The 13,288-nt window shown below is 52.1% G+C and carries 10 protein-coding genes; 8 read left to right on the forward strand and 2 right to left on the reverse strand.

The features are described 5' to 3' along the window. The first annotated feature begins 22 nt into the window (after positions 1-22). The 4 genes from DFQ01_RS19235 (at position 23) to mutT (ending at position 2,044) form a co-directional block, all read left to right on the forward strand. Positions 23-727, forward strand: a complete 705-nt coding sequence (locus tag DFQ01_RS19235; protein WP_110045534.1) for a nuclease-related domain-containing protein — start codon at positions 23-25, stop codon at positions 725-727. Positions 728-861: 134 nt separating this feature from the next. Continuing rightward, positions 862-1,233, forward strand: a complete 372-nt coding sequence (locus DFQ01_RS19240) for a MerR family transcriptional regulator (RefSeq protein WP_110045535.1) — start codon at positions 862-864, stop codon at positions 1,231-1,233. Between the two features lie 3 nt (positions 1,234-1,236). Further along, positions 1,237-1,557 (forward strand): thioredoxin family protein, encoded by a 321-nt coding sequence (locus DFQ01_RS19245; RefSeq protein WP_110045536.1) that lies wholly within the window; start codon positions 1,237-1,239, stop codon positions 1,555-1,557. Between the two features lie 97 nt (positions 1,558-1,654). Further along, positions 1,655-2,044: an 8-oxo-dGTP diphosphatase MutT gene (mutT, locus tag DFQ01_RS19250; RefSeq protein WP_110045537.1), complete on the forward strand. Its 390-nt coding sequence runs from the start codon at positions 1,655-1,657 to the stop codon at positions 2,042-2,044. A gap of 129 nt (positions 2,045-2,173) precedes the next feature. Here the strand turns inward: mutT and DFQ01_RS19255 are convergent, their stop codons facing one another. Further along, positions 2,174-2,950, reverse strand: a complete 777-nt coding sequence (locus DFQ01_RS19255) for an ABC transporter ATP-binding protein (protein ID WP_110045538.1) — start codon at positions 2,948-2,950, stop codon at positions 2,174-2,176. A 219-nt stretch (positions 2,951-3,169) separates the two neighbouring features. On the opposite strand from DFQ01_RS19255, the gene DFQ01_RS19260 reads away from it, so the two are divergent. The 3 genes from DFQ01_RS19260 to DFQ01_RS19270 all read left to right on the forward strand — a co-directional run bounded on the left by DFQ01_RS19260 (position 3,170) and on the right by DFQ01_RS19270 (position 10,478). Then, entirely contained in the window at positions 3,170-9,133 is a 5,964-nt protein-coding gene (locus DFQ01_RS19260; protein WP_174812529.1) for a DUF3320 domain-containing protein, read from the forward strand. A gap of 65 nt (positions 9,134-9,198) precedes the next feature. Then, entirely contained in the window at positions 9,199-9,468 is a 270-nt protein-coding gene (locus DFQ01_RS19265; RefSeq protein ID WP_110045540.1) for a hypothetical protein, read from the forward strand. Between the two features lie 269 nt (positions 9,469-9,737). After that, the gene (locus tag DFQ01_RS19270; RefSeq protein ID WP_110045541.1) at positions 9,738-10,478 is read left to right on the forward strand and encodes a hypothetical protein; all 741 of its coding nucleotides are present in this window, start codon (positions 9,738-9,740) and stop codon (positions 10,476-10,478) included. Here DFQ01_RS19270 and DFQ01_RS19275 read toward each other — a convergent pair. Beyond that, positions 10,435-11,640: a response regulator gene (locus tag DFQ01_RS19275; RefSeq protein WP_110045542.1), complete on the reverse strand. Its 1,206-nt coding sequence runs from the start codon at positions 11,638-11,640 to the stop codon at positions 10,435-10,437. The two genes, DFQ01_RS19270 and DFQ01_RS19275, sit on opposite strands and share 44 nt — an antisense overlap. Before the next feature lie 312 nt (positions 11,641-11,952). Here DFQ01_RS19275 and DFQ01_RS19280 point away from each other — a divergent pair, with 312 nt between their 5' ends. Beyond that, the gene (locus DFQ01_RS19280; RefSeq protein WP_110045584.1) at positions 11,953-13,068 is read left to right on the forward strand and encodes an MBL fold metallo-hydrolase; all 1,116 of its coding nucleotides are present in this window, start codon (positions 11,953-11,955) and stop codon (positions 13,066-13,068) included. The last annotated feature ends 220 nt before the right edge of the window (positions 13,069-13,288 follow it).

Here is a 13,288-nt window from a genome sequence, read left to right on the forward strand (position 1 = left end):
TGCTAACTAAAGGAGCCTCTAGATGTTATCCAAGCTGATGGCATTGTTTAAGAACGAACCGTCCAAGAAGAAAGCGTCAACTTCCATCAACACTGCTGGAGCTAAGAAGAAGCCGTCGCAGAAGAAGGTTGAAGCTGGACGAATCGGGGAAATTGGCGAATACAAGATTAACATTCAATTAGACCAATTGCCGAAGGATTGTACCTATCTAAGCGATTTGCTACTTCCAAATTCGAAATCACGGACGGGCTATTCGCAGATTGACCATTTGGTTATTTCCCCTTTTGGATTGTTTGTTATCGAAACAAAAAACTATAATGGCGAGATCAAAGGCACCCGTTCCGATAAGTATTGGAGTGTAAGTAATCGTTTCAAGATGTACAATCCGCTCATGCAAAACTATGGGCATATTAAGGCGCTCGAGGCTCAGCTTGGTGAATATAAGTCGGCGAAGTATATATCGATGATTTCCTTTACGATGAGATGCAGATTCAGCATTGATCCCGAACTGCGCAAAATTCATTCCGACGAACTTATCGTTTACGATGTGGAGCTGTCAGAGTTTATTAACCGGAAAATCCTTCGTTTGAAGGCTGAGCTGCCTGCTGAAATATTCTCGGGCGATGACACTCGACGCATTTATGAGAAAATCAATAACATCAATATTGTAGACCCTCAAATTAGAGCTGAGCATGTTCATAAGATGAAAAGTGGAAAAACGGAATAATGGACCGTTTGATGAATGAACAGGTAGAAGGGGCTGTCCATCAACAGCCCTTTTTTTCACAATCCCCTTGACCCTCACACCAATGTCACGGTTTATAATCATCTCGAATCGACCATGCAGGAGGCGTTGTGTTTATGAAAATCGGTGAGCTCTCGGCTCGGACAGGTGTCAGTATTCGTTCGCTTCGTTACTATGAGGAGCAGGGACTACTGGCTCCGACGCGGAGCGATAACGGATATCGTGAATTCTCGCCGCTGGCGGAGGAGCAGGTGCGAACGATCCAGCTGTACCTTGGGCTCGGGCTGTCCACGGATCAGATCGCCGGTTTTCTGCACTGCGTCTTGAAGAACAGGGAAGCGTTCTGCAATGAGGTGCTGCCGATCTACCGCGAGAAGCTTGCGGAGATCGACTCGCAGATTCATCTGCTGCAGAACATTAAGCTGAACCTGGAAGATCGCATTCGGTCGATTCTAGATGAACGGCCTGAGGGTCAATTGGAGGAATGAGAGATGAGCCTGCCCGTTGTTGACGTAAGCAGCTTTGACCAAGCGATTCAGTCGAATGAGCTGACGTTTGTTGATTTTAGCGCGAAATGGTGCCCGCCTTGCAAAGTGCTGCATCCACTGCTGGAGGAGCTGCAGCAGGAGGAAGGGGGGCGAGTGTCAATCGCTTATGTGGATTGCGATGAATCGCCTGAGCTGTCCTCGCGGTTCGGCGTCATGTCGATGCCGACGGTGATTCTGTTCCATAATGGTGAACCAGTCGAGAAGCTGATCGGTCTGCGACCGAAGGAAGTATACCGGACGTTACTGGGTCGGTATACCGTTTAAGTAAGTCGTCTGTTCAAGAGAGGTCCGAATTCGGATCTCTTTTTTAGTTATAATTAGAGGAGAGCAACAGCCATCTGAACGAGTAGGAAGTGAACCCATGATCGAAGTAGCAGCTGCCATCATCGAAGACGAGCAAGGCCGGATCCTGATTGCAAGACGCAAGCCGGGCAAGTCGCAGGCGGGCTTGTGGGAGTTTCCCGGTGGCAAGATCGAGCAAGGCGAGCTTGCGGAAGACTGTCTTCGTCGAGAGCTCATGGAAGAGATGCAAATTAACATCGCACCCTACGCTTATTTCGGTGTGAACGATCATCACTATGGCGCGACGCATATTCGGCTCATTGCTTATCGAGCGCGGTATATGAGCGGTCAGATTGCCTTGGTCGATCATGATGAGTACCGATGGATCACCACGTGCGATCTCACGGAATTCACTTTCGCCCCTGCGGACGTGAAGTTTGTCGAGATGCTCCAGCATTCAGCGTCTTAACGTACAGCAATAACAACGCACAGAAGGACCATGGATGCCAAACAAGCATCCATGGTCCTTCATCATGCCTCCGCTATCTCACAGCTGTTATCTCAGCTATCTCATAGCTATTCAGCATTCTTTCATTATCTATTCCCCAATCCTCACATACACCCGCTCGCCATGCTGCTCCACGACAACAGGCGAATCATAGAACCCGCTGAGCACATCGGTCGTCAGCACGTCCTCGTTCCGGCCGCTGCGCACGACCTCGCCCTGCCGAATGAGCAGCGTGTGCGTGAACACCGGCAGAATCTCCTCCGTGTGATGCGTGACGAAGATGATCGTTGGCGCATCCGGGCTTTCTGCCAGCTCCTTGATGCTGTCCAGCAATCTCTCCCTTGAGAATAGGTCTAACCCGTTGCATGGCTCGTCCAGAATTAGAATACGAGGCTTCGCCATCAGCGCACGCGCGATGAGCAGCTTCTGCTTCTCGCCCTGCGAGCAGGTCCGGAACTCGCGATCCCATAGATGAGAGGCGCCTAGCTTGGCTATCAATGTGCGAGCAAGCTCTATATCTTCCTCTTCAACACGGTCATACAGGCCAATCGTCGCGTGTTTGCCGCTGATGACGATATTTTGCACACGGTCGGATGCGTACAGCTTCTCCTGCAGCGAGGTGCTGACCCAGCCGATTTCTTTGCGCAGCGCACGCAGATCGACTTCTCCGAATCGATGCCCCAGTACGCTGACCGTTCCTTCCGATGGCCAGAAGTAGCCGTTAATCAAGTTAAGCAGTGTGGTCTTGCCAGAGCCGTTGAGCCCAAGCAGCGCCCAATGCTCGCCGGGAGCCACCTGCCAATTCACATCCTTCAGCAGCGTAAGTCCTTCCCGGCGATACGTCGCATGTTCGATCTCGATAATCATTTCATTCGTTCTCCTTCCCATGGGGTGGTTCGTTCAACAACAAAGCATTTGTTTATTATATCAAAAACGGCATGAACAGCGCGTGAACGACGCTAGCCTATCAGTATAATTTAACATACCCCGCGCAGATTCGACGTACAGCGTCGTTATCTGTAGGAGACGGTACCCAAGTACAGTATAATGAACTCATATATTCAAACACGGAGAGGTCGAGGTTGGATGGAGCGTGTGAACGCGCAAGTGTTGAGCTTTGATTGGATTCGATATGACGTTATGAACTATGCCATGCAGCAAAACTTTGTCCCTATGATTCGGAAACTAACGTTTCACAACCATTTGGCTGTCGATCTGTCCGGCGTACAGGTTCGGTTGAAGGCGGAGCCAGATTTTGCAGTGGAATGGTCGAAAAATCTAGATCATATACCAGCAGGGCAGCCGATTGAGCTGGGACCGATTCAATTACAGGTGAACGGAACGTTTCTAGCAGGATTAACCGAACGTCTGACAGGCGTTCTGTCGCTGGAAGTGACACATGAGGGGCAAGTGCTCATTCAAGAGAGTGTCAATCTGACCTTGCTTGCGTACGATCAATGGAGCGGATTAACGATGGCACCCGAGATGGTGGCCGCCTTTATTATGCCGAATCATCCGGTCGTAGCGCAGATTCTAAGAGAGGCATCGGTCTGGCTCGAGAAGTGGACGGGCAATCCGTCCTTCGATGCCTATCAGAGCCGCAATCCGAATCGCGTGCAGCAGCAGGCGGCAGCGATATATAACGCCATACAAGCGCATCAGCCGACCTATTGCGTTACCCCGGCAAGCTTCGAAGAGCTGGGACAGCGGGTTCGATTACCGGATGCGATCATTAGCACGCATAAGATGGGCAATTGTTTGGACCTATCTCTTTTATATACCGCATGTCTAGAGGCGGCGGGGCTGCATCCGCTCGTTATTTTCACCGAAGGGCACGCATTCCCTGGGGTTTGGCTGGTTGAAGAAACATTCGCGGAGAGCCTACAGGATGACATCTCTTTACTTAGCAAAAGACTTGCAGCGGGCGTGCACGAGATCAGCATCGTGGAAGCGACCGCTATGTGCGCAGGCAGCCATTCGAGTTATCAGGATGCAGCCGGGCTTGCAGCTCAACATTTGGCGCAGCCGGATCAGTTCGATGGCTTTATTGATGTGAAGCGGGCTCGTTCCAGCGGCATCCGTCCGATTCCGATTCGAATCGCCTCAGCATCAGGCGGGTTTGAATTGGTAGAGGAAGAGCTGCCTCGTAAACATTCGCATGCCTCAGGAGAGGCGCCCGAAGAGATTATCGTTCAAGCGCGCCCTGTTGAGGTCGATTCGATCTCGATGACGAAGCTGAAGCAATGGGAGCGGAAGCTGCTGGATCTTACGCTTCGCAATACGCTGATCAACTTTCGAATGACGAAGTCGGCGCTGCCGCTGCTCCATTCACGACTAGGCGAGCTGGAGGATGCGCTGGCCGACGGACAGGAGTTTCAGCTTCTGCCGAAGCCTGTGGATTGGGATCGTTCGGATCGAAGCGCAGAATTGTTCCAGCAGGTCAGTCATGAACATCCGCTTACCCAGCTTGTCTACGAGGAGTTTCGGAGTAAACGTCTGCGTGCAGCGGTGGATGAACGGCAATTGCTAGAGAAGGCGATCCATCTCTATCGCTCTGCCAAGCTATCGCTGGAAGAGAACGGGGCTAATACGTTGTTCCTCGCGTTTGGGCTTCTCAAATGGTACGAGTCTCCGGCGAGCGAACAGCCGCGATACGCGCCAATTGTCCTCGTTCCAGTTGAATTGGTGAGAAAAACATCGCGGGCAGGCTTCATTCTTCGCCTACGCGATGAAGAGCCGCAGGTGAACATTACGCTGTTGGAGATGCTGCGGCAGGACTTCGGCATTCAGATCAGCGGACTGGACCCGCTGCCTCGCGACGAACACGGCATCGACCTAGCAGGCGTTTTTACGACGATCCGCCATGTCATTATGAATCTATCGCGGTGGGATATCGTGGAGTCAGCGATTATCGGCCTATTCTCGTTCAATCGATTCCTAATGTGGAACGATATTCGCAGCCGTGCAGAGGATCTGGCTCGCAATAAAGTCGTGTCCAGCCTCATAGCAGGCCGACTGAACTGGACGCCGGATATCGCATTCCCGCAGCCAGCCGAGCTGGATCAACGCTATGCACCGGATCAATTGACGCTGCCGATCAGCGCAGATTCCTCGCAGATTGCCGCGATCACGGCTGCGAACAATGAGCAAAGCTTCGTTCTGCACGGACCGCCGGGAACGGGCAAATCGCAGACGATTACGAATATGATCGCTTCCGCTCTCGCGAGCGGGAAGACGGTGTTGTTCGTCGCGGAGAAAATGGCTGCGCTTAGCGTAGTGCAGAGTAGGCTTGAAGCCATTGGTCTTGGCTCATTCTGTCTGGAGCTGCATTCGAATAAGAGCACGAAGAAGGCCGTATTGGAGCAATTAAGGCTGTCTCTGGAAGCCGCTCATAAGGCTTCGCCGGAGGATTGGAAGCAAGAGGCAACACGATTGGCTTCAGCAAGAAGTGAGCTGAACGCTTATGTGAACGCCTTGCATCGCAAGCATGATTTTGGTGCCACACTCTACGAAGCCATTGGCAGCTATGGTCGAGTAAAGACGGCAGTTTCCATAAAGGCGATTGATCCTGCCATTGCAGGTGCGATGACGCGTGAGCAATGGCTAAATTGGGACAGTGCTGCGAAGGAGCTTCGCGTTGCAGGGGAAGCAGCGGGACATCCATTCGACCATGCTTGGACGGATGCGGGTTGCAGTACGTATACGCCTGCGCTGCGTTCGCAGGCTGCTGAGCTGCTTACGTCGTACGCGAGCAACCTTATAGAGATTCAGCGGGCCTACACAGATGTAACAGAGTGGCTGGGCTATACGCACTCCGATCCGACCCAAACGGAGCTCCAATTGGTAGAAGCCGTAATAGAGTGTATGTGCACAATGCCAACGATCGTGCCGCATAACCTGCTTCGGGCGTCGGATTGGAATCAGACAAGCGAGCAATTGATGAAGGTCGTTCAACAAGGGCGAGCTCGCAATGAATTAAGAGCCGGCTTGCAGTCTCAATTCACGGCGGATGTATTAACGCTGGACGCTTCCGTTGTGCTCGCAGAGTGGAAAAGTGCAGAGCTGCAATGGTTTATACCGAAGCTGCTGAAGCAGAACCGTATCTATAAGCTGCTGCGCAAGCTGGCACTGCCCGGTAGAGCTTTCACGAAGGCAGACGTCTCTGCAACACTAACAAAGGTGATTCAATACCAGGAAGCTTCGACCGCGATCAAACAGTTTGAGTCTGTGATGTCTCCTCTCCTGGGTTTGCTATGGAATAGTGGAGAGGCAGATTGGGATGCTGTTCAGCAGTTGAATGAATGGGGAGGCAGGCTGCAGCAAGCGCTCATCCGATTGCATCAGGATGCTGCTCAGGCGAAGTCAGCAGCAACCCGATTAGCGGATCAATTGATCGCTGGAGCGGACACCTTCCTTCGGCAGCGAGGACCTTCCTGCAATCTGTATGTGAACGCTAATCGCGAACGGGAGAAGCTGGAGCAGCAACTGTCAGAGCTGTTGAAGATTGATTTCGCCCGAGTGGATGCGAAGCGGGGCAGTCAGCCTTGGTTGGATTACCGTGTCCAGATGACTTCGCAGTGGAGCGGTGCGACGGATGAGCTGCGTGAATGGTGCACCTGGCGTCTAGTAAGAGATCGTGCGGAGCAGGAGGGACTGACCTCTCTCGTCTCGGCGTACGAGTCTGGAGAGCTTCAGCACGGGGATGTTGTACCCGCATTCGAACGGGCATGGTGGCAGGCGATCATTCATTATATTGTGGGAGAAGATCCGCAGCTGTCCGCCTTCTCAGGCAAGCTGTTCGAAGAGAAGATTAGAGCGTTCCGCGAGCTCGACGAGCGGTTCGAGCAATTAACGAGACAGGAGATCGCGGCAAGGCTGGCTTCCAACGTTCCGCCGCTAAGCAGTGCGGCTGCTTCGAGCTCGGAAGCGGGGATTTTGCTCCGGGCGATTCGAAGTGGTGGTCGTGGGCTGTCGTTGCGCAAGCTGTTCGAGCAGATTCCGAATCTATTGAATCGGTTATGTCCTTGTATGTTGATGAGCCCGATGTCTGTGGCACAGTTCGTCGACCCCAAATATGCACCGTTCGATCTGGTCGTCTTCGACGAAGCTTCGCAAATGCCAACAAGCGAGGCCGTTGGTGCAATGGCGAGAGGACGCAATATTGTTGTCGTAGGCGATCCGAAGCAATTGCCGCCAACCAGCTTCTTCTCGGCAACGTCAGGCGAAGAGGATTCGGGTGACACGATCGTGCCGGAGGATCTGGAGAGCATCCTGGACGATTGCCTTGCGCTCGGAATGCCGCAGGAACATCTGTTATGGCATTATCGCAGCCGTCATGAGAGCTTGATCGCGTTCAGCAATCGGTATTTCTATGAGAATAAGCTGCTCACATTCCCGTCGCCTTGGGAGCGCAGATCGAATGTGCAGTGGCACCCTGTCGAAGGCTATTATGATCGCGGCAAGACCAAACAGAATCGGGCGGAAGCGGAGCAGGTTGTTGCAGATATCGTACGTCGATTACGCAGTGCGGAGTCCCCGAAGCATAGCATCGGCGTCGTCACGTTCAACTCGATTCAACAAGGGTTGATCGAGGATCTGCTGGATGATGCTTTCCGGCAGGACAGTGAGTTAGAGCAGCTGGCATCCCAGTTGAAGGAACCGATTTTCGTCAAAAATCTAGAAAACGTACAAGGCGACGAGCGTGATGTCATCTTGTTCTCCATTGGCTACGGGCCGGACGGGAATGGCAAGGTGGTTCTAAACTTCGGTCCGCTCAACCGCGACGGCGGCTGGAGGCGGCTCAACGTGGCCGTATCTCGTGCACGGCATGAGATGCATGTGTACTCCACACTGAGGGCGGAGCACCTAGATGTATCTAGGACGCAGTCGCAAGGTGTCGCGATGCTGCGATCTTTCCTTGAATATGCGGAGAAGGGTCAAGCTGCGCTTGGTATCCAAGCCGATCAATTGACTTCTCGCCAGCAGGGCTATGAGGCGCAGATCGCAGAGCAGTTGAGGGAGAAGGGGTACAAGGTCGATCTCCATGTCGGTACGTCCGGCTACAGAATGGACTTGGCCATTGTCGATCCGGCTGATCCAGGGCATTACGTACTGGCTATTCTGACCGATGGAGCCAGCTATCGAGAGGGAGCGACGGCACGAGACCGCGAGGTGCTGCGTGAGCAAGTGCTTCGCCAGCTTGGCTGGCGTACGCACCGCGTATGGTCGCTGGATTGGCTGGACAATCCGGGCAAAGTAATTGGCCAGATCGTTGAAGCGATACAAGCTGCGCAGTTGGATGAACGTTCCACGGAGGCGAAACGTAGGAAGGACTCTGCTTATGCAGCAATCTTAGATAAACTGCCACGGTCAGCCGCCAAGGTTACAACCGAGACAGAACCGCCTTCGAAGAAGGCGGAGCCGCCGGTTGCTATAACTAGCAGTCAGACAACAACTGCCGCAGAGCAAGTCAGCAGCATGCAGACGTGGAGAATGCCCTATCAACCCGTTATGCTAGGCAAAGTAACGCTGCCGTCAGAGGATATCTACCAGCCGATCAATGCCAGAACGGTTCGCAAGCAGATTGAACAGGTCATTCAAGGCGAGGGGCCGATCAGTCGATCGCTGCTCGTGCGAAGGGTGCTGCAGTCGTGGGGTGTCACGCGAACGACTTCGCGGGTGGAGCGTCATTTGGACGAGCTGATGAAGGAACTTGAGCTGCATACGACCGAATCGGACGAGACGATATTCTATTGGCCGCAGGAACTTGATCCAGCGCGATATGAGAATTTCCGAGTAGCGGAGGAGGATCAGAATCGCAGAAATGCCGAAGATCTGCCGCCTGAAGAGATTGCGAATGCGCTGAAGGAGCTGCTGTTCAACCAAGGCAGTCTACCAGTCGAAGATATGGCGCGGGAGACGGTGAAGCTGCTGGGCTACTCCCGTACGGGCAGCGCATTGGAGCGCGCCGTACAGGCGGGGCTGCAGGTAGCGGTAGCCAAGGGCTATGTGGAGATCGAGAATGGTCGGATTAGTTACCGGCGCGGATGATATGTTTTTAAAATACACTTGTATGATAAGATGTAAATGACATTTACAGACTGGTGGTGGTTGAAGTGGAGAAAATCTTAACGACGCAAGACCTAATGGATCAATTTTCAAACATGAATAAAGACAACTCTGTGTGTCAGATTTACATTCCTGGCAAAGGGAAGTTTACGATTGTGTTGCAGGAAGAAGATCCGAAGTCTATCGCATCAGAGGTACGTACTAATCCATCGCTGAAGCAGTTAATCAATGAAAGCATGGAGGCTTACCATAGTGGAGACTCTGCTTCTACAACCGATCTGTTGAGAGCGTTGAAGCCGAAAGACTTTGAGAAATGAAGGTAAAACAAGTCGTTTGGCCAAGACCTGTAATAAATAAGCTAAAGTCATTCAGCAATGAACGGTTTACACCGGAAGAGACATACGATTATATCGTTCAGTTGTTTCCGGGTGAGAAGTGAACGAATTATACCTTTAACATAACGATCCTCCCTGCAAAGGGAGGATCGTTTATTGTAAGAGGCAAATACGCTTGCCCAACCGATAGGGACAATTATTCATCCATGCTATAATTAGGAATCAAATTGCCAGAAAGGATGTATCTGTGCATGAGCATTATTAAGCTGCAGGGCGTAGAACTGGTTCAAGCCCCGATGACCAAATGCAAAACATGCAAGGGACTGCTAACCGTGCGCAAGCTGGAGGTGCAGTATGTGTCCAGTCAGCGCAAGGACCATACCGCCTATCTGCCTGCCGATGTCTGGTACTGCCAGCAGTGCGATAAGGGCTATGCATGGGACGCATTCAAGACGGTGATGGACTCGTCGAATCGAAGCTGGAGAATCGTAGAGCTATCCGCCGTTTCGAAAAATGCGGTCTCCGCCGCTTCCAAGTCACAGCGGCAGCCACAGCCGCAGCAAGTACCGGGCGCTGTCACCGCACAGCTCGACGCGGTCGACTATATCATTGCAGATCAGGCGCGCTATTGCGTGAACTGCGGAGGCGCTTTAATCAAACAAGCCGTCACGCTGCGCCTGTCCAATGAGCAGCAAGCTTTTTATATTCCATGCGAGATCCTCCAATGCGGCACCTGCCAACGTTGGCAGATGAGGAGGCATCACTACATGTCCCTGTCCGCGAGCCACAGTCCACATGTTATTCAAGTAGTACACCACGATCGCGTCTACGAATCGTTAGCTCATCTCGTCCATCGACAAGGCGCAGCGGGGCAGCCTGCAGCCGGCGACCCTTCTCTGTCAGGACAAGCAGCGAAGACGAATAAACAATTTAACAAATACGGTGTGTTTATTCCGGCTCCAACGAATAAGAAGGGTTACTTTGACGAGTGAGCGCTTTCGTTAGATTGGATGTAAATATCTCAATTTCACCCCTAGTTTGTTCATATAGGCTCTTCATCGACGAAACGGGCTCAATACCATGCTCCTGATGAAGCAATCTAGCAAACTCTTCATAATGTATCATCATGGCGTGACTTTCTCCCATGTGGAGGTAGGCGGTCATGAGCATCTCGTTCAATTCGTCTGAGAAAGGATCAAACTGGAGTGCGCGACGAAGGCAGAAGACAACCAGTCCAGGCTTGTGCTCCGAGGCATAGAACGCTGCCATTCGTTTGCTTAGCAGGACATAATCCGCTTGGTACTTCTTCTCCATCTCCTTCGCCCAACTGAAGCCGTCGCCCTCCATATAACTGCCGATATACAGGGAAGCGACACGTTCATAATCGACGATATTGGCGGCATTGATGTTGACGCCTAAGACAGAGTCAAGAAGATCGACATCACACCATGAACGATCCATTCGAAGGCGGTACGCATTATTCCGCGACTCCAGCGTCTCGTTACATCCCATATCTCTTAGCATTTTGCGGATATGGTAGACGCATGTGTACAAATACGCGGAGCTTTGCTTCGTGTTCGCTTCCGGCCATAAATCTACTAGGATTTTCTCCTTGGGCACGAACTGATTCCGATGATGGACGAGATAGGCCATCAGCTCGCGATCCTTTACTCGCTTCCACTTGATCATGCTTTCGGTCTGGCCGCTGACGTCCCAATGGAAATGGCCAAAGCAATAAAAGGACGAGACAAACTGCTGCTCAGCCGCCGCTGCACGTTCCTGGAGACGAGCTTTGTGCCGCCAAAATAAACGTTCAATGGTGTTGTCCAGTCTATCCCGCACCAACGGCTTGAGAATATAATCGACGACATTCAGCTCGAACGCCTCGATGGCATATTGGTCGCAGCCTGTCACGATGATAATATCGAGCTCTGGCGATCCCGCCCTCATCTTCTTCAGAGCTGCGAGCCCATTCATAATCGGCTTCTCAAAATCAAGTATGACAGCGTCGACGCCGCCATCTTGAATGATTCTAAGAGCTTGTGCAGTTTCATTTAACTTGCCGACAATTTCGATTCCCTTATAGGCTTGAAGTAGGGCCTCCATCAACAGAAGATTATTCGTCTCAGCATCGACTAACAATACACGCAGCATCTATAAGAATGGCTCCTTAACGGATGAACGTTGTACCAGATGGCAGTGGCGCTATCCATTATTGGATGGCAGCTGGTCGTTCTTCCAAATCGACTTATGCACCTAGTTTACATTATTTTGCTAGAGTCAGTCGATTCGCTAGTGGGACTTTTTACTCATTAAATCTTGTAATTTTTGTGACTAAAGTCTCGACGATCTCCGAAATATCCTAGGATTTGCAAAAGATACTTTATTGTGATGGGCAACGTGAGCAATATGGGCAATAATAAGAGAGTATTCATCCGAAATGATAAGGCAGGAGTTGTGCGCATTATGCATGCATTCGAAATCATAGTAGCTATCCTCATCGTTCTCGTTGTCATTACCGTCCTCTTCCTGCGTTATTATCCGCCATTCGGGGCGCGTGCCTCGAAGGAGCAGCGGCAGCGATACGGGCAATCTGCCCCGTACAACGGGCAGAAGCGAAAGTTCGAGAATCTCATTCCGACGAGTATGTCCATGAATGCGAAGGAAGGCGTCGATCTGCTGAAGCAGTATTTAAAGGGTAATCGGAACGCGAGACCGCGCCGACCGCTGTCGGCGTCTGCGTTCGACTTACAGGCCATTCACAGCGGTGGCGAACAGCCGAAGGTGACGTGGTTCGGCCACTCGGCTGCGCTTCTAGAGCTGGACGGCGTCAAGCTATTGCTTGACCCGATGCTTGGTCGCGCGCCGTCTCCCGTTCCGGTCGTAGGCGGCAAACGATACAGCGAGTCGATGGCAGGAATCATTGAGGCGCTCCCAGCCATTGATGCCATCATCATGTCGCATGACCATTACGATCATCTTGATTACGGTTCGATTCAGCGATTGAAGCATAAAGTAGGCCAGTTCATTGTACCGCTTGGCGTAGGCAATCACTTCGAGCGCTGGGGGATTGAGCGGGAACGAATTAAGGAATTTGATTGGTGGAACGAATATTCGTTCAACGGGCTGTCTCTTGCTTGCACGCCGGCGAGACATTTCTCGGGCCGGGGTCTGAATGACCGTAACTCGACGCTCTGGTGCTCCTGGGTAATCAGAGGCCGCAGCGCAAGCGTCTACTTCAGCGGCGACAGCGGGTACGGGCCGCATTTTGCTCAGATCGGGGAGAAGTACGGTCCTTTCGATCTGACGCTCATGGAGTGCGGGCAGTACAACGAGCGCTGGGCGGCGATCCATATGATGCCGGAGCAGACGGTACAAGCCCATCTCGATGTGCGTGGCAAAGTGTTGATTCCAATCCACTGGGCCGGATTTACGCTGGCGCTCCATGATTGGACGGACCCGGTCGAACGTGCGGTTCGAAGCGCGAAGGAACGGGATGTGCAGGTGTGTACGCCAAGAATCGGCGAGACCGTTGCGATCAATGCGGGGGCTTATCCGACGGGAGCTTGGTGGCGGGAGTAGCAGGGGACATAAGAATGAAGCGGGACGCATCCATTTGATGCGTCCCGTTTTTTGCATTTGCAGCAATCAACGAATCGGCTCTGGTTTCAACGTCTCACTTCGGACAACACCAGTGTTTATGCGGGCTGGTGCACTAATTTTAGCTTCTTTCACTTATTTAAGGTCGACCGTTTTCTAAGTCATTTTTATCCAATGACACTCACTCTAATCCAATGATTGT

This window comes from Paenibacillus cellulosilyticus (genome assembly GCF_003182255.1).
Lineage (GTDB): Bacteria > Bacillota > Bacilli > Paenibacillales > Paenibacillaceae > Paenibacillus_T > Paenibacillus_T cellulosilyticus.